At 68.4% G+C, this 25,913-nt stretch carries 27 protein-coding genes; 9 read left to right on the top strand and 18 right to left on the bottom strand.

The genetic code is table 11. The features are described 5' to 3' along the window. Positions 1–150: 150 nt before the first annotated feature. The 8 genes from ACM6LR_RS33800 to ACM6LR_RS33765 form a co-directional block, all read right to left on the bottom strand. A complete protein-coding gene (locus tag ACM6LR_RS33800) occupies positions 151–1,167 on the bottom strand; it encodes a hypothetical protein (RefSeq protein WP_414941652.1) in 1,017 nt (338 codons plus the stop codon). Between the two features lie 391 nt (positions 1,168–1,558). Further along, a complete protein-coding gene (locus ACM6LR_RS33795) occupies positions 1,559–2,059 on the bottom strand; it encodes a hypothetical protein (RefSeq protein ID WP_414941653.1) in 501 nt (166 codons plus the stop codon). Between the two features lie 146 nt (positions 2,060–2,205). Continuing rightward, entirely contained in the window at positions 2,206–2,913 is a 708-nt protein-coding gene (locus tag ACM6LR_RS33790) for an SDR family NAD(P)-dependent oxidoreductase (protein WP_414945242.1), read from the bottom strand. A 216-nt stretch (positions 2,914–3,129) separates the two neighbouring features. Further along, positions 3,130–3,888 (bottom strand): arylamine N-acetyltransferase family protein, encoded by a 759-nt coding sequence (locus tag ACM6LR_RS33785; RefSeq protein ID WP_414945241.1) that lies wholly within the window; start codon positions 3,886–3,888, stop codon positions 3,130–3,132. 96 nt (positions 3,889–3,984) lie between these two features. After that, positions 3,985–4,608: a superoxide dismutase gene (locus ACM6LR_RS33780; RefSeq protein WP_020631814.1), complete on the bottom strand. Its 624-nt coding sequence runs from the start codon at positions 4,606–4,608 to the stop codon at positions 3,985–3,987. 239 nt (positions 4,609–4,847) lie between these two features. Continuing rightward, positions 4,848–5,516, bottom strand: a complete 669-nt coding sequence (locus ACM6LR_RS33775; RefSeq protein WP_414945240.1) for a heme oxygenase (biliverdin-producing) — start codon at positions 5,514–5,516, stop codon at positions 4,848–4,850. A gap of 71 nt (positions 5,517–5,587) precedes the next feature. Continuing rightward, positions 5,588–6,190, bottom strand: a complete 603-nt coding sequence (locus ACM6LR_RS33770) for a TetR/AcrR family transcriptional regulator (protein WP_414941657.1) — start codon at positions 6,188–6,190, stop codon at positions 5,588–5,590. A 77-nt stretch (positions 6,191–6,267) separates the two neighbouring features. Further along, positions 6,268–7,767: a glutamate-cysteine ligase family protein gene (locus tag ACM6LR_RS33765; protein WP_414941658.1), complete on the bottom strand. Its 1,500-nt coding sequence runs from the start codon at positions 7,765–7,767 to the stop codon at positions 6,268–6,270. 216 nt (positions 7,768–7,983) lie between these two features. On the opposite strand from ACM6LR_RS33765, the gene ACM6LR_RS33760 reads away from it, so the two are divergent. Beyond that, on the top strand, positions 7,984–8,799 hold the full coding sequence (locus ACM6LR_RS33760) for a TrmH family RNA methyltransferase (RefSeq protein ID WP_414941659.1): 816 nt from the start codon (positions 7,984–7,986) through the stop codon (positions 8,797–8,799). A 27-nt stretch (positions 8,800–8,826) separates the two neighbouring features. Beyond that, positions 8,827–9,447 (top strand): DUF2537 domain-containing protein, encoded by a 621-nt coding sequence (locus ACM6LR_RS33755; RefSeq protein WP_414941660.1) that lies wholly within the window; start codon positions 8,827–8,829, stop codon positions 9,445–9,447. A 135-nt stretch (positions 9,448–9,582) separates the two neighbouring features. Here the strand turns inward: ACM6LR_RS33755 and sepH are convergent, their stop codons facing one another. From sepH to ACM6LR_RS33740, 3 genes are all read right to left on the bottom strand, one after another. Next, a complete protein-coding gene (sepH, locus tag ACM6LR_RS33750) occupies positions 9,583–10,428 on the bottom strand; it encodes a septation protein SepH (RefSeq protein ID WP_414941661.1) in 846 nt (281 codons plus the stop codon). Between the two features lie 189 nt (positions 10,429–10,617). After that, positions 10,618–11,781 carry an ATP-binding protein gene (locus tag ACM6LR_RS33745; protein WP_414941662.1) on the bottom strand — a complete coding sequence of 388 codons (1,164 nt, stop codon included), beginning with the start codon at positions 11,779–11,781 and terminating at the stop codon, positions 10,618–10,620. Continuing rightward, positions 11,778–12,437, bottom strand: a complete 660-nt coding sequence (locus ACM6LR_RS33740; RefSeq protein WP_414941663.1) for a response regulator transcription factor — start codon at positions 12,435–12,437, stop codon at positions 11,778–11,780. Before ACM6LR_RS33740 ends, ACM6LR_RS33745 begins: the two co-directional genes overlap by 4 nt. Before the next feature lie 271 nt (positions 12,438–12,708). Between ACM6LR_RS33740 and ACM6LR_RS33735 the strand changes: the two genes are divergently transcribed. The 5 genes from ACM6LR_RS33735 (at position 12,709) to ACM6LR_RS33715 (ending at position 17,552) form a co-directional block, all read left to right on the top strand. Next, positions 12,709–13,263, top strand: a complete 555-nt coding sequence (locus ACM6LR_RS33735) for a hypothetical protein (protein ID WP_414941664.1) — start codon at positions 12,709–12,711, stop codon at positions 13,261–13,263. Continuing rightward, positions 13,260–14,360: a peptidoglycan-binding protein gene (locus ACM6LR_RS33730; protein WP_414941665.1), complete on the top strand. Its 1,101-nt coding sequence runs from the start codon at positions 13,260–13,262 to the stop codon at positions 14,358–14,360. Before ACM6LR_RS33735 ends, ACM6LR_RS33730 begins: the two co-directional genes overlap by 4 nt. Next, positions 14,357–15,043: an ABC transporter ATP-binding protein gene (locus tag ACM6LR_RS33725; protein ID WP_414941666.1), complete on the top strand. Its 687-nt coding sequence runs from the start codon at positions 14,357–14,359 to the stop codon at positions 15,041–15,043. Before ACM6LR_RS33730 ends, ACM6LR_RS33725 begins: the two co-directional genes overlap by 4 nt. Beyond that, the gene (locus tag ACM6LR_RS33720) at positions 15,040–16,260 is read left to right on the top strand and encodes an ABC transporter permease (RefSeq protein ID WP_414945239.1); all 1,221 of its coding nucleotides are present in this window, start codon (positions 15,040–15,042) and stop codon (positions 16,258–16,260) included. The genes ACM6LR_RS33725 and ACM6LR_RS33720 overlap by 4 nt, the downstream gene beginning before the upstream one ends. Positions 16,261–16,352: 92 nt before the next feature. Beyond that, entirely contained in the window at positions 16,353–17,552 is a 1,200-nt protein-coding gene (locus ACM6LR_RS33715) for a glycosyltransferase 87 family protein (protein WP_414945238.1), read from the top strand. A 1-nt stretch (position 17,553) separates the two neighbouring features. Here ACM6LR_RS33715 and serC read toward each other — a convergent pair whose 3' ends face one another. Beyond that, the gene (gene serC / locus ACM6LR_RS33710; protein ID WP_414941669.1) at positions 17,554–18,681 is read right to left on the bottom strand and encodes a phosphoserine transaminase; all 1,128 of its coding nucleotides are present in this window, start codon (positions 18,679–18,681) and stop codon (positions 17,554–17,556) included. A gap of 115 nt (positions 18,682–18,796) precedes the next feature. On the opposite strand from serC, the gene ACM6LR_RS33705 reads away from it, so the two are divergent. Further along, positions 18,797–19,114 (top strand): hypothetical protein, encoded by a 318-nt coding sequence (locus ACM6LR_RS33705; RefSeq protein WP_414941670.1) that lies wholly within the window; start codon positions 18,797–18,799, stop codon positions 19,112–19,114. A gap of 136 nt (positions 19,115–19,250) precedes the next feature. Here the strand turns inward: ACM6LR_RS33705 and ACM6LR_RS33700 are convergent, their stop codons facing one another. The 5 genes from ACM6LR_RS33700 to ACM6LR_RS33680 are packed head-to-tail and all read right to left on the bottom strand — an operon-like array spanning position 19,251 to position 24,040. Next, entirely contained in the window at positions 19,251–20,597 is a 1,347-nt protein-coding gene (locus ACM6LR_RS33700) for a serine hydrolase domain-containing protein (RefSeq protein WP_414945237.1), read from the bottom strand. 14 nt (positions 20,598–20,611) lie between these two features. Continuing rightward, positions 20,612–21,232, bottom strand: coding sequence for a response regulator (locus tag ACM6LR_RS33695; protein ID WP_414941672.1), 621 nt, complete (start codon positions 21,230–21,232; stop codon positions 20,612–20,614). Then, the gene (locus ACM6LR_RS33690) at positions 21,229–22,383 is read right to left on the bottom strand and encodes a sensor histidine kinase (protein WP_414941673.1); all 1,155 of its coding nucleotides are present in this window, start codon (positions 22,381–22,383) and stop codon (positions 21,229–21,231) included. Before ACM6LR_RS33690 ends, ACM6LR_RS33695 begins: the two co-directional genes overlap by 4 nt. Further along, complete coding sequence (locus tag ACM6LR_RS33685) at positions 22,380–23,204, bottom strand: ABC transporter permease (protein ID WP_414941674.1); 825 nt, start codon at positions 23,202–23,204, stop codon at positions 22,380–22,382. Before ACM6LR_RS33685 ends, ACM6LR_RS33690 begins: the two co-directional genes overlap by 4 nt. Next, on the bottom strand, positions 23,201–24,040 hold the full coding sequence (locus ACM6LR_RS33680; protein ID WP_414941675.1) for an ABC transporter ATP-binding protein: 840 nt from the start codon (positions 24,038–24,040) through the stop codon (positions 23,201–23,203). Before ACM6LR_RS33680 ends, ACM6LR_RS33685 begins: the two co-directional genes overlap by 4 nt. Positions 24,041–24,305: 265 nt before the next feature. Between ACM6LR_RS33680 and ACM6LR_RS33675 the strand changes: the two genes are divergently transcribed. Next, positions 24,306–25,190 carry an endonuclease domain-containing protein gene (locus tag ACM6LR_RS33675; RefSeq protein ID WP_414945236.1) on the top strand — a complete coding sequence of 295 codons (885 nt, stop codon included), beginning with the start codon at positions 24,306–24,308 and terminating at the stop codon, positions 25,188–25,190. Positions 25,191–25,236: 46 nt separating this feature from the next. On the opposite strand, the gene ACM6LR_RS33670 is transcribed toward ACM6LR_RS33675, so the two are convergent. Beyond that, entirely contained in the window at positions 25,237–25,833 is a 597-nt protein-coding gene (locus tag ACM6LR_RS33670; protein WP_414945235.1) for a TetR/AcrR family transcriptional regulator, read from the bottom strand. Positions 25,834–25,913: the final 80 nt, after the last annotated feature.

The raw sequence follows: 25,913 nt of genomic DNA, 5'->3' as shown, positions 1-25,913 counted from the left end.
CGTCGGCGCTCGATGGTTTCCGTGCAGGAGCAGACACCGTTGTTCCCCGGTGATCTCGGCTGTGGTGCGTGTTCGTCTCTTCAGCGACGACAGTGTCGAGTGGCAGGCGTACGAGACCCTTCTCGGCGACCTCCTGTCGAACTACCGGGCCTAACGGCCGAGCAGCGGCGGCACCATCTTCTCGGCGAGCCCGGTGAGATCGCCGGTGCCCTTGAACTTCAGCGTTTCCCCGCCCGGATCACCGGTGAGTTGCACGATGACGGTCTTGTCGGTCACTTGCGCCGGGAGCCCCGCGATGCTCGTGGACGGCCGGACGGTCGCGGACAACTCGCCGTAGTCCGCGGTCACGCCGTTCAGCTCGCAGGCGGCGAAGAAGGTGGGCTTCGCGGTGTCCACCGGGACCCCGAGCGCGCGGCCGAGTTCGCCGCACAGCAGCCAGGAGATCACCGGGAGCGGCTGATCCTTGATCGGGCCGGGCGCGGGTTTTTCGAGCGGGATCTCGCCGTCTTCGCCGATTTTCGGCAACTTCGGCCCGGGCGGCGTCGCACCGGCGATCAGCGCCTCGGCGAGCGCCTTCGCCTTGCTCTCGGTCTCGGGGACTTTGAGGACCCTGCCGCGGATGGCGACGTTCAGCACCGGCGAGGCGCCGTTGTGCGGCGCGACCTCGACCAGCTCGACGCTCAAACTGGTGCCGTCCTTGTCGGACGCGATGACCGCGAGTTTGCCGGCGACGGTGGTCCTCGCGGGCACGCCCCGGCTCGTGTCCTCGGGCAGCGCGGGGATCATCCGCGCGCTGACGTCGAGTTCCGCGGTGACCGCGTGGCAGGCACCGCCCGCCTCCCGCAGCGTGCGGCCGCCGAGGATCTCTTCCCAGCGCTGCTCCGGGATCGCCTGGCACAGCACCTGCGCGCCGGTGCCGCCCGTCAGCGCGGTCACCATCTCGCCCTTCGGCATCGGGACCGGGCGGAGCGCTTCGCCGGATCTGGACGGCCAGACTTTCGGCAGCTCGGCTTCCGTGTCGGGTTCGTCCCTGTTCAGCAGGGTGATCGCGACGACGATGCCCACGCCGAACAGCAGCAGGACACTCGTCAGCGCGCAGCCCGCCCAGATCCACATCGGACGGTCGGTCTTACGCGCGATGGCGCGGTAGTCGTTCCCGGTGGTCACGGGGTGAAGCTAGCCTTTCGCGGCGCGGCTGTCCGGCGAAACGCCAACCCGATGAGGGGATCGGAGAGGGGGGCCTTCGAGAGGGGTTGCGGTAGACTTCGATCAGCGCTGGTTCGTAAATCGGCGAAGTGGACCCGGCAGCCTTCCGGACGGTGGGTGGGCCGGGTTTCGCGTATCCGAACCTCCAACTCTCCTAATGTCGCGTGATCCTGCTTGCTTGACGTTGGGTTTCGTTCCTCGGACGGCGATCTCGCGTGCTCAGACGGCGGTTACGCGTGATTGGACGGCGATCTCGCGTGATTGGACGGCGATCTCCGGAGATCGCCGTCCAATCACGGGTAAGACCTGCAGGATCACGCGACACTGGCTCAAAGTGCTTGGACCTCATTTACTATTTCGACGGCGCGGCGTTTCCAATGGCCACCACGTTGCCAACACCAGGCCAGCGCGTCTGGGATGGCGAGCAGCGGTTCTTCGAACGCCCGTAAGTGCCGGTATTCGAGAACGTCTCGGCAACCAGCCGGCGAACGGATCGGTAGAGGGTCTTCCGGTCGAGGTCCACGATGGACTCGTCGGTTTCGAGGACGAGCATTCGTGTTCCCGCGGCGGCGAGATCCTCGACAAGCACAGCGAGGCAGACTTCGCGTTGCCGCCGCCGATGATGTGCCGACGCGTCATAGATCTTCACTTGCGGCCCGAGTTCGGCGATGGTGTCCAGAATGAGTTTTCGTCGTCCGTCGTTCTCGTGGGTGAAATGCAGACGGCGTTGCCTGGGAAGCACCAGGCTTCGCATGGCACGCCGGGCGGACGTGAGGTCGCCTGAGAGCAGTGCGGCGGCCGTCACCAAGTAGCCGCCTTCCTTGCTCTCGTCGACGAACACGTGGCTGGTCATCCGGTCATTGTTCCGGAAGGGGACCGACAAGAAGATCATCGGTCGAGGGTCTCTTTTTGCGAATGAGCAAAGCTGGGTGATTCATGACCCCATTGGTTGACACCGCCTCGGGCGGCACCCGATTCGCGAAGCACGCCATTAGTCGACTACTTGCGAGACAGCAGACCCCTCAAGACCCCAGAAGCGGCGGCACCACTTTCCCCGCCAGTTCCCGCAAAGCACTTTCCGTCACTGCGCGGCTCCGTGGCTTCCGCGGGGACACCCAGCGCACGGCTGAGCTGGGTGCACAGCTTCCACGAGATCTCCGGCAGGGGCGCGTCGAGGATGCCCGCACCAGGTTCGACGGTCTTCCGTTCGATGACGTCTCGTTCGCCGGTGGCCGGCAGTTTCGGTCCAGGCGCGAAAGCTCCCGCGAGGACGGCTTCGGCCAGCCCGAGCAGCCGGGTTTCGCTCTGGTCGTCCTGCCGGGGCGCGCGCGTCCAGCTGGTCTCGATCCTGAGCACGCGCACGTCGGCGTCGGACAGCCGAATCTCCACAAGGGCCGGTGAGCCCTTGGCGACCAGATCCGCCGGGCGCCCGGCGACAGTGACTTTCCTGGGTGTGCCCACATCGCCCGCGACGGCTGTCCGGTGCAGGGAGATCCGCACCCAGTCGGCATCGGCGACCGAGTCGCCGTTGGACACCGCGCGCCCGCCCACCACGCGGATCTCCCGCGCGACTTCATCCGCGAGACCGGCGTCCACGTCGTTCACCACGACCGAGACGCCCTGCGAGGCCGCGTGGTGGGCGAAAGCCCTGCCCAGACCCCGCCCGGAGCCGGTGATCACCACGGCCTTGCCGCTCAGAAGACTCATGAGAACAGTGTGCCGTCACCCGGAAGGGTGAGATCGGCGTCTCGCGAACGAACCTCTTGCCGGTATTGGTGAGGTTAGGCTAACCTCATGCATGTCCGCTTCGTGGTGGGAGCGGCAGTCAGTTCGGGAACGGACGAAGCCCCGCACTCGGGTCACCCCCGGAGGTGGGGCTTCGTTCATACCGGGGGTTCATGGTCGATGACCTCGCCGTTCTGGTCAAGGCCGTTCCGGCGGCCGGGCGAGCTCGATCCCGAACTCCTTCCGATAACCGTCCAGGATCTCCTGATCACTCGAAAGCCTGGTCTCCTCGCGGACACCGTGGGTGGTGACGATCAGTCTGTCGCCTGCCAGCGTCACCCGGCCGTGCTTGGTCGGCAGCGAACAGGTCGGCCCCTGAGTGAAGTGCGAGTCCGGCGACGTCGCCTGCCAGAACGCCGTCGGGACGAACTCGTCCAGTGCCCGGGACCGTTGCTCGATCCGGTACTGGGGCTTGCCATCCTCAAGGACGTCGATGTCGCCGTGAGGCGCGTCGAGGAACAGGAACTCACCGCCTGGGTCGGCCTGTGCCTCAGTGGCGGACAGTCGCAGCGGGAACCGGCTGAACCGGCCGAAGCCGACGTCGGCCAGCCAAGGCTCGTCCAGTTCGACGCGGACGGTCGCGTGGTCGAACGGCGGCCCGAGGCTTCCGTCTGGCCGGAACACCTTCGCGGACTTCAAGGTGGCGTCGAAGCCCAGCTCCCGCAGCAAGGCGGCGAAGAGCCCGTTCAGCTCGTAACAGAAGCCGCCACGACGTCGTCGCACGATCTTGTCGAACAGCGCTTCGGTGTCCAGGACGATCGGCTCACCGAGGTGGATGCTCAAATTCTCGAACGGCACCACCGCCAGGTGGCGCTCCTGCAGTACCCGCAGCGCGGCGACGTCCGCACCGGCGGGGCGGTCGAGTCCGAGGCGATCGAGGTACGCGGCGACGTCCATGCGTCCAGCCTGACACCTCGACTTCGCTGGAGGTCAAGCCCGCCTACGAAAAGCGGGGCCCTCCCGGAAGGGAGAGCCCCGTTTCGTGGTGGAGAGTCAGCCGAGCAGCAGGCCGTTGCCACCGGCGACGGCGTTGTCGAACCGCTTGGAGATCTCGGCCCAGTTGAAGATGTTCCACAGGGCCTCGACGTACTTGGGCTTCACGTTCTTGTAGTCCAGGTAGAACGCGTGCTCCCAGACGTCGACCAGCAGGATCGGCGTGGTCGGCAGGACCAGGTTGTTGTGGTGGTCGCGCAGCTGCTGGGTGATCAGCGTCTTGCCGATCGGGTCCCAGGAGAGCGCGGCCCAGCCGTTGCCCTGGATCGTGGTGGCGACCGCGGTGAACTGCGCCTTGAACTTGTCGAAGGAGCCGAACGCCTCGTCGATCGCGGAAGCCAGCTCGCCGGTCGGCTTGTCGCCGCCTTCCGGGGACAGGATCTTCCACCACACGACGTGGTTGGCGTGCCCGGCGAGGTGGAACGCCAGCGTGGTCTGCAGGCCGACGATGTCACCGAAGTTACCGGCGTCACGGGCTTCGGCGATCTTGTCGAGCGTGTCGTTCGCGCCCTTGACGTAGGTCGCGTGGTGCTTGCTGTGGTGCAGCTCGTTGATCTCGCCGGAGATGTGCGGCGCCAGTGCGCTGTAGTCGTAGTCGAGATCGGGGAGCACGTAGCGGGCCATCGGCCCTCCTTCTGTCTTCGACTTAAGTTTCCAAGGACGAACTTAGTCGTCTTCACCCGTTTACGGCGACCGGGGGCGGCCGCGTTCTCCCCAGGTGGAACGACCTGTTCGTAGTGGCCGTACCCGTTGGTGCGGCCGCTTGAAACCCAGCCTGCTAGCTCCAGTTAGGTGGAGGTCAAGGCGATGTGACGGCGGTCATCGAAAGTGACCGTTGTCTTCACCGCTCACGAGACCCAGCGTCAGGCCGCCCGGTACGAGTCCAGCTCGCCCGCCAGCTCGTCGAACACCGCGATGTTGCATTCGAAGGCCACGATCGCCTCGTCGATCAACCGTGCGCGCTCGTCCTCGGTCCACGGCGCCGAGTTCAGCTGCTCCCGGTAGTTGTCCCGGAACTTGGGCGCGCTGTCCAGCCGATCGAAGTGGTAGAACAGCGAACCCGCCTCGGTCAGCTCGTACTTGCGCTCCAGCAGCCGCCGGATGACCTGGCCGCCGGCGATGTCGCCGAGGTAGCGGGTGTAGTGGTGGGCGACGAACCCGCCGGACCAGTCCGACGCCTCGGCCACGCGCCGCGCGTAACGCTCCGTCGAGGGCAGCGGGCGCACGGTCTCGCGCCAGTCCGGGCCGACGAGGTGTTCGAGGTCGCGTTCGAGGCTCGGCAGCCGCCGCAGCTCCTCGAAGACGAATTCGCCCGCCACCGGGTCCCGCGCCAGCTTGTCGGCGGCGCGCTCGATGGCCTGGTAGATGAAGTAGTACTGGATGGCCAGCCGGGTGTACCCCTCGAGCGTGAGCTCGCCGCCGAGCAGCGCGTTCATGTACACGGAGTGGTTGGCCCGGTTGTGGGCGGCCATGGTGGAGGCACGCAGGGTCGCGGAGAACGGCCCGGAGTCGACGTCGGTGGTCACCGGCATGGAAAGAGCCTCCAAGCATCGATCTGACAAGCTGTCAGAAAGAGCGTAAGGCACAACACCGGGTTAGGCTCCTAATTTTCGAGGTTTTCCCGGTCATCCGCCATCCCGACCGCCCTGAGCACGAAGCGGACGGCCCCCTCGATCGCGTCGTCCAGCCGCTCGGGTGGGACGTCGACGACCTGGCGGCTGCCCAGCGCGGCGGTGATCATCGGGATCAGCACTTCGGGATCCTCTTCCGGCACTCCCTCGGCGAGGATCTCGCGCAGCTGGCCGGTGATGGGGTCGGCGTGCGCGCTGATCCGCCGGTACGCGGCGGGCGCCAGCGCCGACGCGAGCGCCGTCCCGGGTGGCAGGTGGTACTCGGCCAGCACCCGCAGCTGCAGCCGGACGAACGTCGAAAGCTTCGCGACCGGGGTGTCGGCGGTCGCGACGGCCGCCTTCAGCTGTTCGACGTACCGCGTCGCCTCGTCCTCGACGAAGGCGACCAGCAGGCTTTCCTTGTCGGGGAAGTGGTTGTACATCGCCGTCCGGCCGAGGCCTGCTCCGGCGGCGACTCCGGCGAGCGTGACCGCGTCGAACCCGCGCTCGTACAGCTGCCCGCGCAAGACGTCGAACACCCTGCTGCGGACCTCGCGCCGGTGCTCCTCCAGCGACCGGCCGATGATCTTGGGCAACGGGCCACCTCCCTGGGTGACCAGCTTAGGCCGTGTGCCTCAGAGCGCGCTTTCGGATTTCCGCGGCCGGGCGCCGATCAGGCTTCGAGCGACCAGGTGTGCACCGGCGTCTCGGTGGCCGACAGCTCCAGGTACCGGGCCAGCATCCGGTTCAGTGCGGGTTCCCGCTCGGTGCCTCGCTCCTCCGCGCGCAGGACGTACTCCCGCTGCCACGCGGCGCCGGTCCGCCTGGTGAGACACCGCTGCTCGATGATGCCCAGATAGCGCTCTCGCGCCTTGTCCGAAACATCCGATCGGCGTAGTCCCTCGTGCGCCAGCGGCAGCAGGACCCGCAGCACCAGCTCGTCCGGCGGGATCCAGCCGATGCCCGGCCAGTACAGCTGCGCGTCGAATCCCCGTCGCGCTCCCGCGTACATGTTCTCCTCGGCCGCCTGGAACGACATCTGTGTCCACACTGGACGGTCGGCTTCGGCAAGTGCCCGCTGTGCGCCGTAGAAGAAGGCGGCGTTCGCGACCATGTCGACGACGGTCGGGCCCGCGGGCAGCACGCGGTTCTCCACCCGCAGATGCGGCAGGCCGTCGACGACGTCGTAGACCGGCCGGTTCCAGCGCCAGACGGTGCCGTTGTGCATCCGCAGTTCGGTGAGTTTCGGGGCCTGTCCGGAGTCGAGCGCTTCGACCGGGTCCTCCCGGTCGGTCTCGGGCAGCAGGCCGGGGAAATACCGGACGTTCTCCTCGAAAAGATCGAAGATCGAGGTGATCCACCGCTCGCCGAACCACACCCTCGGCCGCACGCCCTGGTTCTTCAGCTCCTCCGGCCGGGTGTCCGTTGCCTGCAGGAACAGCGGGATCCGCGTCTCGTGCCAGAGCGTCTTGCCGAGCAGGAACGGCGAATTGGCGCCGACGGCGATCTGTACTCCGGCCAGCGCCTGCGCCGCGTTCCAGTGCGCCGCGAACTCCTCCGGCGCGACCTGCAGATGCAGCTGGACCGAAGTGCAGGCGGCCTCGGGCAGGATCGATTCGGAGTAACTGCGCAACCGCTCCGGCTGCCTGCCCGGCAGCGGCGCGCCCTCCATCGAGAGCAGCGTCGGCTCGCCGCGCGCGGCGAAGATCCGGTCGTTGAGCAGCGAATACCGGGCGTTGTTGGTGAGCCACTTCTGGTCGAAGTGCTCGTGCCGCAAGGTGGGAAGAATGCCGATCATCGCCAGCGAGGCGCCGAATTCCTCGGCCTTGCGCGACGCCGCGCTCAGATACGCGCGGAGATCGTCCTCCAGCTGCAGCGCGGATTCGCCGGCCAGCGGCCGCGGCGGCACGTTGAGTTCCAGGTTGTGCTGGCCGAGTTCGGTGGTGAAGGAGGGGTCGTTCAGCGCTTCGAGTACCAGCGTGTTCGTCATCGACGGGCGCATTTCCTGGTCGACGAGGTTGAGTTCGACCTCGAGCCCGATGTTCTTGCGCGGGAAGGAAAAACTCCCGTCGGTGAGCATCCGGGCGAGGGTGTCGAGGCAGCGCTGGACCTTCCGGCGGTACCGTCCGCGATCCTGCGGTTTGAACGGGTCCGCCGAAAGATCCTTACCCATGTTCGTCGAGCTCCTCTTGGCCACGATCCGCGGGGTTCCAGGCGGGACTGCCAGGCGGCCCAACGTTTTCACGCCTCGCCATCGCCCGGCTAGCGGCCAAACTGGTGCTCTCTGTCACTAGGGGTTAACTTACAGCAAAATAAGCCCGTTCGTACCACTCGCCGGTGGACGTTCGGAGGCAACCGGCTCGCAGCGGGCGGATGACACACTCTCCAGGTGGCTGAACTGATCACCGTCGACGACTCCGGCGACCCGCGGCTCGACGATTTCCGCGACCTGTCCACAGCCGATCGGCGGCCGGACAGACCTGGTGGGCGTGGGCTGGTGATCGCCGAAGGCACCGTCGTGGTCGAGCGGCTTCTCAACTCCCGATACCCAGTACGCGCTCTACTCGGGGTGGAGCGGCGGTTCCGGGAATTGCGCGCTGAACTCGACGGCGCCGACGTCCCCGGCTATGTGACGTCGGCCGAGACAATGGCCGAAGTCGTCGGATTCCACTTGAATCGCGGGGTGCTGGCCGTCGCGGACCGGCCCGTTCCGCCGCCGACGGTCGAGGACGTCATCGACGGCGCGCGCGTGCTAGCGGTGCTCGAAGGCGTCGGTGACCACGAGAATCTCGGCTCGCTGTTCCGCAACGCGGCCGCGCTCGGCGTCGACGGGGTCCTGCTGGGTGGCGGCTGTTCCGACCCGCTGTACCGGCGCAGCGTCCGCGTTTCGATGGGGCATGTCCTGCGTGTCCCGTTCGCCACCTTCGGGTCCTGGCCCGGTGACCTGGAGCTGCTACGGGAACGCGGTTTCCGTGTCGCGGCCCTCACTCCTCGTGCGGATTCCGTTTCGCTGCGCCAGTTGCGGGACCAGACGCCGGAGCGGATCGCGTTGATGCTGGGCGCGGAAGGCCCCGGGCTGACCGAGGAGGCCATCGCCGCCGCCGACGTCGCGGTGCGGATCCCGATGCCCGACGGCGTCGATTCGCTGAATGTCGCCACGGCGGGCGCGATCGCGTTCTACGAGACGCGTCCACCGCTATCGTGAGCACCCGAGCGAGCACGAGGAGAACCGATGGAATTGCGGATCCGTGAGGGACGCGCGGTACTGGCGGGCCCCGGTGGCGAGAGCACGCACGAGGTGGACCCGCACTCACTCGCGATGGGTTCAGACCTCGCTGAAGCCTTGCACGAATGGGCTCGCGTCGCGTCCGCCGTCGGCACCGCCGCCCGCACCGGCGAATCCGGCACGGAAGCCGCGTCCGTGATCACCCAGCGAGGCCGCCAGCTCGCCCAGCGGGTCGCCGCCACGATGGGCACGTCGGTCCGTTTCGTCGACCCCGTCTCCGGCGACGGCGTCCTCATCGACCCGCCCGCCCCCGCGCCCCGCAGCGAACTCGCGCGAAGGCTGTTCGGTACACCGGATCCCGCCGGGGAACCGACACCGTGGCTGACCGGCCTGACCGTCTCCGCGTTCATCGCGGCCGTGGTCGTCGTGGCGATGCTGGCGCTGGCGAACACCCTCGCCCGCGAGACCAACGGCTGGCTCGCGCTGATCGCGTCCGCCGTCGTGACCGGCGGGATCACGCCGTCGCTGTGGCTCGCGCGGCGGGTGCCGATCGTGCGGTGGGCGGCCTTCGGCGCCGCCGCGGGGATCGTGATCGCGTGGATCGGCGTACTGATCGTCGTCTTCTAGACATCGAAGACGGTGCTGCCGGAGACCTCCGAGCGGCTCAGCCGCGGCGAGCCGACCAGGTTCTTCCGCTGATCGCGCAGGTCCCCCGGGCGCACGTAATGGCCCCTCCACCGGAAGGGGCCATTACGTGCGAATTCAACCTCGTTGCGATCGGACGCCCAGTAAGACGTCCTCCCAGGATGGGACGATGGGGTGGTTCTTCTTCCCCTTCGCCCTAGGTGCGGGTTCGGGCACCTCCGCCGGCTCGTCAGCCGGAAGTGGTGGCTCGACCTCGTCTTCGGGTTCCGCGATCGGCGCGTCGATCACCTTCGCGACCGGCTCTTCGGGTACCGAATCCAAGGTGGGCTGGATGACCGCGTCCCTGCCAGGATCCAGCGCCCGTACCGTGCGCGGGGCCCGGTAGGCGTTGGGGTTGAGCAGGACTTCGGCGTTCTCGTCGAGTGCCTGCACGGTGCCGCCGTGCGCGCCGGGCGCGAACGACCAGTGTGCCCGGTTGTCCGAACGACCGGCCTTCCAGCACAGCACGACGACCCACTTGCCGTCGTCACCGCGCCAGGAGTCCCAGGTCGCTTGGCTGTAGTCGTGGCCGCGGAGGCCGAAGGAGTGAGCCATGACCTCGCCGAGCGTCTGCACGTCGGGGCCGTCTTCGCGGATCGGGTGGGCACGCTGGGCGAGTTCGGCCGTACGCGAGCGCTCGAGCAGGACCGGGTACGCGAACCGCTCGACGCGCTGCACGGTCACGCCGGCACCGCTCGCGACCTGCTCCACGGACTCGCCGGCCCGGATTCGCGCCTGGATCTCGCGTGGCCGCATTTGGCTCTCCAACTCGATCTCGATCTGGCCGAGGCGGGTGATGTCACCCCTCGCCGCCGCTCGCAGCCTCTCATCCGCGGGGAGCAGGAAGCGCGTGCGGCTCGCCGGGTCTTCGCACACGATGGACTTACCGTCCTCGTGTAGCCCGACCACTCGTAGCGCTCGCATTCTCGCCTCCCCTGTTCTTCACCTTTGTGGGTGTCAACGCTAGTACGGCGCGTCGCCTTGACGTGCGAGGCGCGCCGATGTCATGTGTCCTGCTCACTATTTTGCTCATGGCGGCAAGTGCATTCTGCCGACGCCATCCGCGGCTCGCAGAGTGACACGCCGGACACGCACCGTCACGATCGGGGGAATCTACGGCAGCCGCACCCGGATGACCAGTCCGCCGCCGCGGCCGCCGGGTTCCGCACCCGCCGCACCGCCGTGTGCCTTCGCGATGGACCGGACGATCGACAGCCCGAGCCCGGCGTTGCGTGAGTCGCCGGTCCGGTCGCCGGAAAGCCGCCGGAACGGCTCGAACAGCGCGGGTACGGCGTCCAGCGGCACCTGCGGACCGGTGTTGCGCACCACCAGCGCCGGATCGCCGCCGACGTCGACGTGGATCCAGCCGCCCTCGCGGTTGTAGGTGACGGCGTTGTGCACGAGGTTCGTGACCAGCCGCTCCAGCAGCACGGGATCGCCGGACACCGTCCGCGGCCGCAGCCGCGACTCCACCGTGACGCCCGCTGCCTCGGCCATGGCCGCCGCCGACCGGATCACCGTCGCCACGACCTCGTCCAGCCGGACCGGGCCGCGCGCGGCGAGGCCGCGATCACTGCGCGCCAGTACGAGCAGGCCTTCGATCATCCGTTCGCTGCGTTCGTTGGTGTAGATCAGGTGCTGGCCGAGCTTCCGGACCTCCGGGCTGACGTCGGGGTCGGCCATCGCCACCTCGACCAGCGTGCGCTGTACCGCCAGCGGGGTCCGTAGTTCGTGGGAAGCGTTGGCGACGAAGCGTTTCTGGCTGTCGAAGGACACGGCGAGCCGGTCGAGCATGCCGTCGAAGGTGTCCGCGAGTTCCTTGAGTTCGTCGTCGGGGCCGTCGAGGTCGATCCGCCGGTCGAGGTTCTCGACCTCGAGTTTCCGTGCGGTCGAGGTGATCGCGTGCAGTGGCCGCAGCACGCGGCTCGCCATCAGCCAGCCGAGCAGCACCGCGAGCGCGCCGGCGATCGCCAGCGCCACCAGCGACTGCCACAGCAGTGTCGAAAGGACGTCCGAGCGGTACTCGGTGATCGAGGTCGCGACCAGCTGGCTGGCTTGGACGCGCTCGGCGGGCACGATGGTCGTCGTGTCCATGGGGTACGCCGGGGCGCGCTGGATCGAGATTCCCGCGGCGGTGTCGGCGAACGCCGCCGTGTCCGGCAGCGACGAGCTCACCAGCAGGTAGTTGACGATCAGCAGGGCGAGCCCGACGACCAGGAACGCCCCGCCGTAGAGCGCCGTCAGCTTGGTGCGGACCGACAGCCGGAGCGGTTTCACGACCCGAACCGGTAACCGGCGCCGGGTACGGTCTCGATCAGCGGCGGCTCACCGAGTTTGCGCCGCAACGTCATCATCGCCACCCGGACGGCGTTCGTGAACGGGTCGGCGTGCTCGTCCCACGCCTTCTCCAGCAGTTCCTCCGCGCCGACCACGGTCCCTTCGGCGCGCATGAGCACCTCCAGTACCGCGAATTCCTTGGGGGACAAGGGAAGGAATCGGCCGTCGCGGGACGCCTGGTGCCGGGGCAGGTCGAGGACGACGCCGCCGCGTTCCAGCACCGGCGGCAGCGCCGGCCGCGCGCGCCGCGACAGCGCCTGCACCCGCGCGACGAGTTCGGCGAACGCGAACGGCTTCGTCAGGTAGTCGTCGGCGCCCAGCCCCAGCCCGGCGACCCGGTCGGTGACGTCGGCGGCGGCCGTCAGCATGAGGACCCGCGCTTCGCCGCCCGTCCTGAGCACCGCGGCGCAGACCTCGTCGCCGTGCACGACCGGGAGATCCCGGTCGAGTACGACGACGTCGTAGCCGTGCACCCCCACCCGGTCCAGGGCCTGTTCGCCGTCGTAGCAGACGTCGACGGCCATGGAGAACCGTCGCAGGCCCTCGGCGATCGTGTCCGCCAGGAGCCGCTCGTCTTCCACCACCAGCACTCTCACCAGGTCAGTCTGCCGGGGGTGGGGGTAAGCGCGGGATAAGCGTGGCTCAGCCGACCGGGTGGCGTGGGTGCGGGTCCGGGTGTCGCGAAAACCACTTTCAGGACATCAGGTGTCCCGAAAGTGGCTTTCGCGACATCACCGGCTCGGCATCGGCGGCCGAGGTGATCATCCGGCGCTGGCTGGGTAAGCGCGGCATAAGCGACTTCGCTTACCGCCCCGGAATCGCCCGCTCCGTAGAAATCAGCTCGTCAAGACGACCGAAGGAGCAGCGATGCGGAAACGACCGATGGCGGTACTGGTCGCCGGAGCGGTCCTGGCGCTGGTGGCCGGTTGCGGTGGTGGCGGGGACGGTGGCGACAAGGTCGCCTCGATCTCCTCCCCACCCGTCGCGGGCGCCGGCGACGGGAAGCAGGCCGACAACGTGTCCGATGAGGACAAGATGCGCAACTTCGCGAAGTGCATGCGCGAGCACGGGATCGACATGCCGGATCCCAAGACGGACGGTGACGAGCAGGGGACCATCTCCATCGAGGCCGGCGAGAACAGGCCCGACGAGAACAAGATGAAGACCGCGGACGAGGCGTGCCGCAAGCTGCTGCCGAACGGTGGCGAGATCAAGCCGCCCACGCCGGAAGAACTCGACAAGATGCGCACGGAAGCGAAGTGCATGCGCGACCACGGCATCGACTTCCCGGACCCCGAGCCCACGGGCAAGGGCGGCGCCGCGATCGCGCTGGGTGACGCGAGTGGTGACCCCAAGAAGTTCGAAGAAGCGGCGAAGACCTGTGGTCTCGGCATGACCATGAGGGCGGCCCCGGCGAAATGAGCGAACACGAAGGACCCGGCGGCGCACGGCGTTCGCGCCGGGCGCGCTGGTTCGTCATCGCGGCGGTCCTCGTCGTCGTGGCCGGGACAATGTCGGTGGTCGTGCTGACCAGGGTCACGTCGGAAGCCCAGCAGGTCGGACAGGCGCCGCCCCTGGTAGAGACCGCGAAGGTCGAGAAGACCGACCTGCGGGAGGAGGAAGAGGCGAACGGAACACTGGGCTACGGCACGGAAAACTCCCTCGCCGGACGGAAACAGGGCACCGTCACGTCCCTGCCGGACGCGGGTGCGGTGCTCGGCCGCGGCAAGGCGGTGTACGGCGTCGACGCCAAACCGGTGCCGTTGTTCTACGGCACACTGCCGTTCTTCCGTGACCTCGCGGACGGGGCGACCGACGGCCCGGACGTCAAGCAGCTGGAAGAGAACCTGAAGGCGCTCGGCTTCGGCGGTTTCGGCACACTCGACAAGAAGTTCACCTCGGCCACCGCCGCCGCGCTGAAGAAATGGCAGAAGTCGCTGGGGCTCGAGCAGACCGGCACCTTCGGCCAGGGTGACGTCGTCCTCGCGCCGGGGGAGATCCGGGTTTCGCAGGTCGCCGCGCAGCTCGGTGGCACCGGTGGCGGTGAACTGCTGAAGTACACCGGCACCGAGCGTCTCGTCGAGGTCAAACTCGACGCCGCCAAGCAGGCCATCGCGAAGCAGGGCGAAAAGGTCGGGATCGATATCACCGGCGGCGAGACCGCCACCGGTGTGATCACCGACGTCGGCAAGGTCGCGGAGACCGGCAAGGACGCCGCCGGGCAGGACGACGGCAAGCCGAAGATCAAGGTGAAGATCAAACTGGACGATCCGGCCGCGGCGGGATCGCTCGATTCGACGCCGGTCTCCGTGCGGTTCACCAAGGAAGTCCATAGTGGAGTGTTGGCCGTCCCGGTCGGGGCGCTGCTCGCGCTCGCCGAGGGTGGCTACGCCGTCGAGGTCGACGAAGGCGGCAAGCGGCGCCTCATCGCGGTGAAGACCGGCCTGTTCTCTGGCGGCCGCGTCGAAGTCACCGGAACCGGCCTCACCGCCGGGATGCGGGTGGTGACGACGTCATGACTCCGGTGCTGGCCGTGCGCAACGCCTCGCGCACCTATCCCGGCGGCGTGCGTGCCCTGCACGAAGTGACACTGTCCATCGAGGACAGGGAGATGGTCGCCATCCTCGGGCCGTCCGGTTCGGGGAAGTCGACGCTGCTGCAGCTGATGGGCACGCTCGACCGGCCGACCAACGGGGTCATCGAACTGCGCGGGCACGACGTCGCGAAACTGCCGGACCGCAAGCTTTCCGCGTTGCGGTCGCGGTGGATCGGCTTCGTGTTCCAGCAGTTCTTCCTCAGCGAGGGGGTAAGCGCGGTCGACAATGTCGCGACGGGCCTGCTGTACGCGGGGGTGCCGCGGCGGAAACGGCACGAGCGGGCGCTGGCGGCGCTCGACAGGGTCGGCCTCGCGCATCGGGCGAGCCATTTCCCCAACGAGCTTTCCGGCGGGGAGCGGCAGCGGGTGGCGATCGCGCGGGCGGTCGTCAACTCGCCGTCGATCCTGCTGGCCGACGAGCCGACCGGGAACCTCGACACGGGCAACGGCGCGGCGATCCTCAACCTGCTCGCCACGTTGAGTTCGCAGGGGACGACGGTCGTGATCATCACGCACGACCGGGAGATCGCGGCGGGCGTCCCGCGGCGGATCGAGTTGCGGGACGGGCGGATCCGGCTCGACACCGGGACGGGGGTGCTGGTGTGAGCGCCCCCGTCCTCGACAAGGCGCCGACGCCGAATCCGGCCCGGCTCGGCCCGCGCGACGTACTGACCCTCGGCGCGCACGGCATGCGGACGCGGCCGATGCGCGCGGTGCTGTCCGCGCTCGGCATCGGCATCGGGATCGCCGCGATGGTGGCGGTGCTCGCGATCCCGACGTCGGGCGCGAAGGCGCTGCAAGACCAGCTGGCCGCGCTCGGCACCAACCTGCTGTCGGCGGGGCCGGGCAAGACGATGTTCGGCGGCGACGCGACCTTGCCGGACAGCGCGGTGCCGATGGCGAAACGGATCGCCCCGGTGACGGCGGCGTCCGCGGTCGGGGCCACCGGCGGGACCGTGCGGCGCACGGACAAGATCGCCAAGGACGAGACGTCCGGCCTCGGTGTCTACGCGGCGACGCCGGATCTGCTCGACGTCGTCGGCGGCTCGATCCTGGCCGGGCAGTTCCTCCGGGACGCCACTCGCGACTATCCGGTCGTGGTACTCGGTTCGGTCGCGGCCGCGCGGCTCGGGATCGACCACATCGACCAGGCCAAGCCGACGCAGGTGTTCATCAACGGGCACTGGTTCACCGTCGGCGGGATCCTCGGCCCGATGCCGCTCGCGCCGGAGATCGAGCGGTCGGCGCTGGTCGGCTGGGACGCCGCGAAACGGCTCCTCGGCTTCGAGGGACATCCGAGCACGGTGTACGTCCGGGCGAAGGACTCGCAGGTCGAGAACGTCCGCTCGGTACTCGCGCAGACGATGAACCCGGAGGCGCCCAACGAGGTCGAGGTGCGTCGCCCGTCGGAGGCGCTGGAGGCGCAGAAGCTGACGGAGAACACGTACAGCGCCCTGTTCCTCGGGCTCGGCGGTGTGGCGTTGCTGGTCGGCGGCGTCGGGGTGGCCAACACGATGGTGATCTCAGTGCTGGAGCGGCGCCGGGAGATCGGCCTCCGCCGCGCGCTCGGGGCGACGAAACGGCAGGTGAGAGGCCAGTTCTTGGCCGAGTCGGTGCTGTTGTCCGGACTCGGTGGGATCGCCGGGGTGCTGGTCGGCGTCCTCGTGACGTCCGCGTACGCGCTGAGCCAAGGCTGGCCGGCGGTGCTCCCCGTCGGCGCCCTGCTCGGCGGGGTCGGGGTCTCGGCCTTGGTCGGCGCCGTCGCCGGTGCCTATCCGGCCATGCGCGCGGCCCGGCTCCCGCCCACCCAGGCCCTCGCCTAGCTCGCGTTTCGTCCTCTGGTTGCGGTAGTCGGTGGCACGAACTACCGCAACCAGAGGACTACTCGCGGAGTAGCGGTGGGTAACCTCGCCGGGTGCTGGTGGGATTGTCGGGGCGGAAACTCGCGGGGGCGCTGATCGCGCTCGAAATCGTCGTGGTCGCCGTGCTGTTCACGCTCAAGGTTTTCGACGGCCAGGACCTCGAGGTCTACCTCGGCGGCGCACGGCTGCTCCTCGACTCGGGCGACCCGTACGGCACGTGGGTGCAGACGCACGGGGGTTGGCTGCCCTTCACCTACACACCGTTCGCGGCGGCGGTCTTCCTGCCCGGCGCCCTGCTGTCCGCCGCGCTGGCGACGAGACTGGTCGGACTCGCGTCGATCGTCGCGGGCGGGATCGTCGTGTACCTCTTCGTCGCGACGCTCAACGGCTCGCTCACCGACCGATCCGCTGTGCGGGGTCGCGCCATCGCCGTACTGGCGGCGATCGGGGCGCAGGCGGCGGGCGGGATCATGGAACCGGTCCGGTCGACGCTCGGTTTCGGCCAGATCAACACCCTGCTGATGCTGATGGTCGTCCTCGACGCCCTTTTGCCGGGACGCGCCCGCACCAAGGGACTGCTGATCGGCGTCGCCGCGGCGATCAAGCTGACGCCGGCCGTGTTCATCCTGTTCTTCTTGTTCCGCAAGGACTTCCGCTCGTCCGCGCGAGTCGTGGCCGGGTTCCTCGGCGCGGGGGCGCTGATGTTCCTGGTCGCGCCGGGCGCGTCGGCGAGGTTCTGGACGAACATCCTTTTCGACACCAGCCGCATCGGCGATCGCGGCTACGTCGGCAACCAGTCGTTGCGGGGAATGCTCGCGCGATTCGGGCTCGGCTCGGCGGAGGACGTCCTCTGGGTGCTGGCCGTGGTCATGGTGGTCGCGCTGACCGCGTTCGTGATCGCGCGCTTCGCCGAACCGGTCTTCGCGCTGACGGCGTGCGCGATCGGCGGGCTGCTGGTCTCGCCGGTGTCCTGGACGCACCACTGGATCTGGTGCGTGCCGATTCTCGTGTTGCTCGTCTGGATGCGATCGGTCGTTTCGTACGCGCTCGCCGCCGTGACGATGGCGCTGTTCGTCGTCGCGCCGATGTGGCCGGCGCCGCGCCCCGCCGGGAGCTTCGGCTGGTGGCTGGCGACGGAATCCTTTGTGCTGTACGGCCTCTCGCTGCTGGTGCTGGCCGCGATCTTCCACAAGTCCGTGAAGGCCTCCTCGCCTACCCTCAAGGTAGGCAAGGAGGCCTTCACAGACGGCTAGCTCAGCCCAGGCGCTCGACGACGTACTCGATGCTCTGCGTCAGCTTCGTGATGTCGTCCGGGTCGATGGCCGGGAACAGGCCGACGCGCAGCTGGTTGCGCCCCAGCTTCCGGTACGGCTCGGTGTCGACGATCCCGTTGGCGCGCAGCACCTTCGCCACCGCGGCGGCGTCCACCTCGTCGGCGAAGTCGATGGTGCCGACGACCTGCGAGCGCAGCGACGGGTCGCTGACGAACGGCGTCGTGTAGCTGGTCTTCTCGGCCCATTCGTACAGCCGCGTCGACGAGTCGCGGGTGCGCGCGGTGGTCCACTCGAGACCGCCGCCCGCGTTCATCCACTCGATCTGGTCGGCCAGCAGGAACAGCGTCGACACCGCCGGGGTGTTGTACGTCTGGTCCTTGCGGGAGTTGTCGAGCGCGGTGGTCAGCGACAGGAACTCGGGGATCCAGCGGTCGCTCGCGCCGATCTCGCCGATGCGCTCGACCGCCGCGGGCGAGGCCAGCGCGATCCAGAGGCCACCGTCGGAGGCGAAGGACTTCTGGGGCGCGAAGTAGTAGACATCGAAGTCCTCGGCCTTGACCGGCAGGCCGCCGGCGCCGGAGGTGGCGTCGATGGCGACGAGCGCGCCTTCGCTGCCTTCGGGGCGGCGGACCGGCACAGCGACACCCGTCGAGGTCTCGTTGTGCGCCCAGCCGACCAGGTCGGCACCGGCCTCGTAGGCGATCTCGGGCGCGCTGCCGGGGTCGGCCTTGACGACGATCGGGTCGGCGAGGAACGGGGCGCCCTTGGTCACCGTGGCGAACTTCGAGGAGAACTCGCCGTAGGTGAAGTGCTGCGAGCGTTCCCGCACGAGCCCGAACGCGGCGGCGTCCCAGAATGCGGTCGTCCCGCCGTTGCCGAGGACCACTTCGTAGCCTTCGGGCAGGGAGAACAATTCGGACAGACCCGCACGCACGCGGCCGACGAGGGACTTCACCGGCTTCTGACGGTGTGAGGTGCCGAGGTAGGTGGCACCGGATTTCGCCAGGTTGGCGAGCTGCTCGTCACGGACCTTGGACGGTCCGCAGCCGAAGCGGCCATCGGCGGGCTTGAGGTCCGCGGGGAGGGTCAACTCAGGTGCGTCGGTCATGTGCCCAGTCTCTCAGGTCGGGATGGGCCTGCTGACAGTTGGTGCCGCGTGTCCGGCATATGGGATTGACGATCTCCCTCCCGCCGCTGCCGACCGCCGGGTAGCTTCTCGCCTCATGGCGACAGTGCACGAACGATTCCCTCTGCCCCCTGAGGCGTTGTGGCAGGCCCTCCCGAACGGGGTCACCGCGGTCAAGGGGCAGAACCCGTACTACGACGCGGCCGCCGGCTACGTCACCTTCTCGACCAAGCTCGGCTTCTTCAGCTACGGGCAGACGGTCACCGTGAAGGTAGAGCGGACGTCGGAGGGCTCCGGGTTGGCGATCCAGACGAGCCTCAAGTTCGGCTTCGTGGACTGGGGCGAGGGCAAGCGCATCGCCCGCAACTTCATCGCGGCCGTCGGGACGGCCGTCGGGCACACCCCGGCCGCCTGACCAACCCGACCGAGTCGGTGGTTTCGCGTGACTGGATGGACGACACGCGGACGCAGCCGCTCCCGCCGCGCGTGTCGTCCACTCAGTCACTTGTGTCGTCCCTCTGATCACCGCCACTAACGACCATCCGGATTCGTCAGCGCCAGCCGCCGGGGTCGACGCCGCCCGGGATGGGTGCGGCCGGGTCGAACGGGGTCCGCGAGAAGATGAACGTCGCGAGGTCGAGGTGGTTCGGCTTCCCGGTCGAGTCCCGCCCGACCCGCAGCGTTTCGCCCGCGTAGTAGGCGTCGAGGCCGACCCAGGTGTCTTCGCCGACCAGCGCGAACCGCGACGCGCGGCCGGGGCCGTCGGTCGGCGCGAGGGAGAACAGGCCGTCCGGGAGCAGCCGTAGGTGGTACGGCGTCGGCCCCCAGTGCCACAGCCCGGTCAGCTCCAGCAGCTTCGGGTCCACAGTGGACGGTTGCCATTCCTCGGGCAGCGACGGCTCGTGCTCTTCGGTCAGCGTGATCAGGTCGAGGCACAGCTGCGTGATGCCGACGCCCGCCGTCGAGTTCGTCAGCACCAGCGCGCCGATGCCGGCGTTCGCGTCGATCAGCGAGCAGGCGAGGAAGCCCGGCATCGACCCGGTGTGCCCGGCCAGCCGCCTGCCCTGCGTGCGGACCAGCATGACGCCGAGGCCGAACCCGGTGGTCCAGGTGTCACCGTCGTCGACGGTGACCATCTCGCGCATCTCCGTGACGGTCTCCTCGCTCAGCACGCCACCGGTGTGGCCGCCGAGGAACGCCGTCCAGCGGGCGAGGTCGTTGACCGTCGACCACAGCTGTCCGGCGGGGGCCATCGCGCCCGCGTCCGGCGACGGCTCCGGCATGAGGACGTCGGCGAAGGGGTGGACGGCGAACCCGCTCGCGTGCGCGCCTTCCGGATGCGGCGAGGTCCGGGTCATGCCGAGCGGGCCGAGGATCTCGGCGCGGACGACGTCGAGCCACGACTTCCCGCGGTGCCGGGCGACCAGCTCGCCGAGTACGCCGTAACCGACGTTGCTGTAGTGGAACCGGCTGCCCGGCCGGAGCCGCGTCGCGCCGTCCTCGAGGCTCTCGACGAGCGCGGCCCAGTCGGCGCCCACCGAGCGCTCCCACCAGGAACCGGGCGATTCCGCGGTCAGGCCCGAGGTGTGCGAGAGCAGCTGCGCGATGGTGGCCGCGCCGAACGCGGTGCCCGGCAGGTGCTGTTCGAGTGGGTCGTTGAGGTCGAGCCTGCCCTCGTCGCGCAGGCGCATGACGGCCGTCGCGACGAGTGTCTTGGTGATCGACCCGAGCCGGTACTGCGTGTCGTCGCCCGGTGTCTCGCCGCCGACGCGGCCGCGTCCTCCGGACCAGGCGATTTCACCGTCGCGGACGACGGCGGCGACGAGGGACGGGGTGCGGCACGAGGATTGCTCGTGCGCGAGGCGGCGAAGCAGCGCCGATTCGGTCGTGGCAAGCATGAGATGCATTGTGCCTACCCGAGCAGGCCCAGCCGCATAGCGGTGGTCACGGCGGCCGTCCGGTCCGAAACGTCCAGTTTGCCGAACACGCGCAGCAGGTGGGTCTTGACCGTCGCCTCGCTGATGTGGAGCGCTCGCCCGATGTCGGCGTTCGTGCTGCCCTGGGCCACCAGCCGCAGCACCTCGATCTCGCGTGCCGACAACGGCGACGCCGTCGGGTTGCGCACCCGGTTCACCAGCTTCCCGGCGACCGAAGGCGCCAAGACCGTCTCGCCGCGTGACGCCGCCCGGATCGCTCCGGCCAGCTCCGTGCGTGAAGCGTCCTTCAGCAGGTACCCGGAGGCTCCCGCTTCGACGGCGCGCAGGATGTCCGCGTCCGTCTCGTAGGTGGTGAGCACGACGACTCGCTGCCCAGGCCGGTCGGCGAGGATCTGCCGGGTCGCACCGACGCCGTCGAGACCCGGCATCCGCAGATCCATCAGGATCACGTCCGGCTGCTTGACCCGGCTCAGCGCGACGGCCTCGTCACCGGAGCCCGCCTCCCCGACGACGCTCAGATCCGGTTCGGCCTCCAGCATGCCGCGCAGGCCTTCGCGCACCACGGGGTGATCGTCGACCAGCATGATCGTGATCACGCGGGTACCTCCAGTTCCAGCGTCGTACCCGCACCGGGTCCGCTCCTCAGCGCTACGATGCCACCGACCTGATCCGCCCGTGTCCGCATCCCCGCCAGGCCGAAGCCGCCGGTGGGCTCGGCGGGGTCGAACCCCGTGCCGTCGTCGGTCACGCCGAGCCGGACCTTCCCGTCCACAACGGACAGACGGAGTGAAACCCTGGTGGCGCGGGAGTGTTTGCGGATGTTGCTGAGCGCTTCCTGCGCTCCTCGCAGCAGGACGACTTCGGTGGCCATCGGCAGCGCGGGCAGCGGGCCTTCGACCTCGATCGCGGCCTCGATCCCCGCCTCCTCGGTGAGCCGCTCGACCTGCCGCCGCAAGGCCTCCTCCAGCGACGCGGAGGCGAGGGCCGACGGCACCCGCGCCGCGACCATCGCCCGCGCCTCGGCCAGGTTCTCCCGCGCCGTCCGCGCCGCGAGTTCCAGATGGCGCCGGGCCGCCTTCGGATCGGTGTCCATTTCGGACTCGATGGCCTGGGTGAGCGTGACGATGCTGGTGAAGCCCTGCGCGAGCGTGTCGTGAATCTCGCGGGCCATGCGCTCGCGTTCTGCGGCCGTCCCCGCCTCACGGGAGAGCCGGGAGACCTCCGCCTGGCTGGCTTCCAGCTGTTCGATCAGCGCGGCCCGGCCTTTGCTCTGCTCGATGATCTGCGTGGTGTAGCGGCCGGCCAGGAGGCTGAAGATGATCAGGATCGCCGTCATCGGCAGCAAGACCGGCTGTTCCTCGATCCCGCCCCGGAGGAGCAAGGACACCGGGCTCAGCAGCACCGCCGCCGTGGTGAGGATCGACGCGCTCTTCGTCGGCAACGTCATGTAGAGCAGCGGGCAGACCAGGAACAGGATGAAACTCGAGTTGCCGGCGGTGAAGACGGCGCCCGCCAGCAGGACCATCATGGTCGTGATGAACAGCCACGGCGTGTACTCGTAGTCCGGGCCTCTGACGAGGCGGCGGCCGCGGGCGAGGTAGGCAACGCCGATGCCGCTGAGGCACAGCACGGCGACGATCTTGTTGGCGGTTGCACCGTCTTCGAAGAGCACCAAGGCCGTCGTCGCGACGTAGGTGATCGCGAAGAGGACTTCCCACAACCAGAAGGACCGCTCCCAGGCGTTCACTTGCCTTCGTTCGACCAGCGGAACGTCAGCTTGGCCAGCAGCAGCCCCGCGACGCACCACGCCGTCAGCACCAGTGCCACCATCGGAAGTTCCCATGTCCCCGCCATTTCCTGTGTCGCGGCTTCGGCCGGCAGGAACGCCGAGCGGAAGCCCTGGCAGATCCACTTCACCGGGAAGAACGAAGCGATGTCGACCATAACCTTCGGCAGGTTGGTGATCGGCGTGACGAACACCCCGGAGATGAACTGCAGCGCGATGTAGATCAGGTTGGTCACCGCGACCGCGCCGCTGACCGTCTTCGTCACCGAGCTGAGTGCGATGCCGAGGAGCGTGCAGCTGGTGATACCGAGCAGGAAGACCCACAGCGCGGTCAGCAGCTTCATCGGATCGGTGGGCATCTCCAGGTCGAACAGCAGACTGCCGACGATCGACATCAGCACCACCTGGGCGATGCTCGTGAAGCCGACCAGGATGATCTTGCCGATGAAGTAGGACGCGGCGGGCATCGGTGTGCCGCGTAACCGCTTCAGCGCGCCCAGCTCGCGATCGGCCGCGAGGTTGATCCCGATGCTGTTGAACGACGTCGAGACGATGCCGGACCCGATCATGCCCGCCGCCAGCACCTGGCCGGTGGTGATCGCCATTCCGGGCATCGAGGAGTTCAGCATCGAGCCAAGGAGGATCATCAGCAGGGACGGGAAGGCGAAGGTGAAGATCACCTGCTCCCGGATGCGGACGAACTGGCGGAGTTCGGCGGCGCCGCGGATGAGGCCGAGTGACAGGGTGCCGGGGAGTTTGCCCGGGTGGGTCAGCGTCGTCATCGGGCTTCTCCGATCAGGTCGAGGTAGGTCTCTTCGAGGGTGGGCCGGTGGACGGTCAGCTCCGACGGTTCGCGGCCGTCGGCGGAAAGCTCGCGGATGAGCTTGGCCGGGAAGTGGGTGCGTTCCTGGTGGCCGCCGTTCTCGTCGGCCCAGCGGACGGTGGCCTCCGCGGTCGCGCGGCCGCCCAGCGTCTGCGGCGTCCCCTCGGCGACGATCGCGCCGCGCGTGATGACCGCGACACGATCGGCCAGCGCTTCGGCCTCGTCGAGATAGTGGGTGGTGAGCAGGATCGTGGTGCCCTCGTGGGCGAGACTCCTGATCAGCTCCCAGAACTGGCGCCGGGCCGCCGGGTCGAACCCGGTCGTGGGCTCGTCGAGGAACACCAGCTCCGGCCTGCCGATGATGCCGAGCGCGACGTCGACGCGACGACGCTGTCCGCCGGAAAGACTCTTGACGCGGGCGCCCGCCTTCTCGGTCAGGCCGACCTTCTCGATCACTTCGCCGACGTCACGGGGATCCGGGTAGTAGCGGGCGTAGTGCCGGATGGTCTCGGCGACGGTGAGCTCGGCGGCGTCGTTGGCCGTCTGCAGCACGATCCCGAGCCGCGCCCGCCAAGCCCGGCCCGCGGTCGCTGGGTCCTCGCCGAGGACGTCGACCTCGCCGGACGTCCGCTTGCGGTGCCCCTCCAGGATCTCGACCGTCGTCGTCTTGCCCGCGCCGTTGGGGCCGAGCAGTGCGAAGACCTCACCCTGTTCGATGTCGAGAGCGATACCCCCGACGGCCGTGTGGCCCGGGTACTCCTTGCGCAACCCACGCACTTTCACTGCGGTCTTCATCCGTCGATCGTGCTGTGCGAGACCCGTGTCCCGGGACGTCCGCTGGACTGAATCCGGTTGTCAACCGATCGATGGACACCGGTGTCCTCGCCCCTCCCGCAATTAGTCCTCTAGTTGCGGTACTTGCGCGTGCAACTACCGCAACTAGAGGACTGATTGCGGGGAGGGGAGGGGGTTATGCACAGGTGGGGGGTGTTGTGGACAAGTGCGGTGAAGATGATCTTGAAGCCGAGGTGACGGCGGGGACAGGAGGCATCGTCGAGGCGTGTCCAGAAATCCCACCAGCGAGTTCTCCGGCCCCTTCGTCGGTAGCCGCGCTCTCAGCGAAGGGGACCTCACCCGTGCCCAGCTCCGTTCAAGCCTGTACAACCGCCTGTTCCAGGACGTCTACGCCCCGGCGGGTATTCGCCAAGATCACGGGTTGCGGTGCAAGGCCGCGGCCCTCGCCGCGCCTGAAGGCGCGGTGCTGACCGGTTGCTACGCCGCTACGGTGCGCGGGTTCCCGTTCGCGCTCGCGGATGACCCTGTCGAATTCGTCGTGCCCGAAGAGAAGGGCTTTCACGGTCTGAGTGGAACGCACCTCCGTCGCACCAGGCTCCTCGGCGAGGATTTCGAGCCCTGGCGTGACGGCCGGATCGCCACCCCGCTGCGCATGACGATGGACATCCTCACCAACACTCGCCTCCATCGCTCCTTCCCGCGTGTGGTCGGCTTCCTCGATGTTCTGCTCCACGAGGGATTCGTCGACCGCGACGCGCTGGAGGTGTACCTGCGACACCGGCATGACCACGGCATCGTCCGGGCGCGCCAGGCGTTCGCCCTCTCGGATGGGCGAGCGGAGTCGATTCCGGAGTCCGAGGTCAGGGTGTGGCTGAGACTCCATGACATCGAGGCGGAGCCACAGGTGGAGGTGTACCGAAATGGCCGGTTCCTCGGCCGCCTGGATCTCGCGATCCGCGAGGCCAAACTCGCCATCGAGTACGACGGCGCTTGGCACCTCGATGGCGAACAACCGCGCCTGGACGCCCGGCGGCGCGCACTCATCGAGGCGGAAGGCTGGAAGTTCATCGTCATCACCAAGGAAGAGCTCTACGTCGACCCGCGGGCGATGGTCCACCGGGTACGGACGGCCCTCGCCGCCCGCGTTTAGTCCTCTAGTTGCGGTACTTGCACGCGCAACTACCGCAACTAGAGGACTAATTGCGGGGAGGGGGTGTGAGGAGGGTGCGGATGGCGGTTTTCAGGGAAGGGAGCAGGGCGGCTGGATCGGCGGAGGTGAGTATTCGGTTCGCGAAGCCGTCCGTCAGGGCGAGGACGGCGTCCGCCAGGTCGGAGGCCGCGAGGTCGTCACGGACGTGTCCCTCGGACTGTGCCTTCTCGAGGTACTGCGTCGTGAGTTCTTGCAGTTCTTCGTAGCCGGTGCGGATGAACTCGGCCCACGACGGCAGGACGGCGGCGCGCGCGGTGAAGGCGTTGACGATGATGACCTCCGCGCGACGTTGTTCGTCGAGGGGCATCGCCTCGATCAGCAACCGCGACAGCAGGTCCAGCAGATTCCCGGACCGATCGAGGGTGTTCCAGCGCTGTTCCAGGAACTCGCTCGTCAGATCGAGGGCGAAGCGGAACAATTCTTCTTTGGTGGAGAAGTACTTCTGCACCGCGCCCGCGGACACTCCGGCCTCGACGGCGACAGAGCGCACGCTCACCGCCTCGACGCCGTCGCGCGCGACGATGCGCAGGAGGGCGCCGGCGATGTTCCGGCGGCGCTCGGCACGGTCCACGATCTTCGGCACGGCCGCATCCTACTTTTCGGTGGACGTCTTGCCCGGCTGAAGCCTTTGGAATACATTCGTATCCGAAAAAGGGGGTCCTG

This window comes from Amycolatopsis sp. cmx-11-32, from assembly GCF_047608695.1.
In the GTDB taxonomy this organism is placed as follows: domain Bacteria; phylum Actinomycetota; class Actinomycetes; order Mycobacteriales; family Pseudonocardiaceae; genus Amycolatopsis.
This window is presented reverse-complemented; position numbering and strand designations above follow the sequence as displayed.

Excerpts from the sequence above, each read along its gene's own strand:
- ACM6LR_RS33795 (WP_414941653.1), bottom strand. The coding sequence starts at position 2,059 with ATGACCAGCCACGTGTTCGTCGACGAGAGCAAGGAAGGCGGCTACTTG.
- ACM6LR_RS33765 (WP_414941658.1), bottom strand. The coding sequence starts at position 7,767 with ATGGGTAAGGATCTTTCGGCGGACCCGTTCAAACCGCAGGATCGCGGA.
- ACM6LR_RS33680 (WP_414941675.1), bottom strand. The coding sequence starts at position 24,040 with ATGAAGACCGCAGTGAAAGTGCGTGGGTTGCGCAAGGAGTACCCGGGC.
- ACM6LR_RS33780 (WP_020631814.1), bottom strand. The coding sequence starts at position 4,608 with ATGGCCCGCTACGTGCTCCCCGATCTCGACTACGACTACAGCGCACTG.
- ACM6LR_RS33730 (WP_414941665.1), top strand. The coding sequence starts at position 13,260 with ATGAGCGAACACGAAGGACCCGGCGGCGCACGGCGTTCGCGCCGGGCG.
- ACM6LR_RS33735 (WP_414941664.1), top strand. The coding sequence starts at position 12,709 with ATGCGGAAACGACCGATGGCGGTACTGGTCGCCGGAGCGGTCCTGGCG.
- ACM6LR_RS33685 (WP_414941674.1), bottom strand. The coding sequence starts at position 23,204 with ATGACGACGCTGACCCACCCGGGCAAACTCCCCGGCACCCTGTCACTC.
- ACM6LR_RS33755 (WP_414941660.1), top strand. The coding sequence starts at position 8,827 with ATGGAATTGCGGATCCGTGAGGGACGCGCGGTACTGGCGGGCCCCGGT.
- ACM6LR_RS33785 (WP_414945241.1), bottom strand. The coding sequence starts at position 3,888 with ATGGACGTCGCCGCGTACCTCGATCGCCTCGGACTCGACCGCCCCGCC.
- serC (WP_414941669.1), bottom strand. The coding sequence starts at position 18,681 with ATGACCGACGCACCTGAGTTGACCCTCCCCGCGGACCTCAAGCCCGCC.
- ACM6LR_RS33790 (WP_414945242.1), bottom strand. The coding sequence starts at position 2,913 with ATGAGTCTTCTGAGCGGCAAGGCCGTGGTGATCACCGGCTCCGGGCGG.
- sepH (WP_414941661.1), bottom strand. The coding sequence starts at position 10,428 with ATGCGAGCGCTACGAGTGGTCGGGCTACACGAGGACGGTAAGTCCATC.
- ACM6LR_RS33700 (WP_414945237.1), bottom strand. The coding sequence starts at position 20,597 with ATGCTTGCCACGACCGAATCGGCGCTGCTTCGCCGCCTCGCGCACGAG.
- ACM6LR_RS33725 (WP_414941666.1), top strand. The coding sequence starts at position 14,357 with ATGACTCCGGTGCTGGCCGTGCGCAACGCCTCGCGCACCTATCCCGGC.
- ACM6LR_RS33705 (WP_414941670.1), top strand. The coding sequence starts at position 18,797 with ATGGCGACAGTGCACGAACGATTCCCTCTGCCCCCTGAGGCGTTGTGG.
- ACM6LR_RS33775 (WP_414945240.1), bottom strand. The coding sequence starts at position 5,516 with ATGCCGGTGACCACCGACGTCGACTCCGGGCCGTTCTCCGCGACCCTG.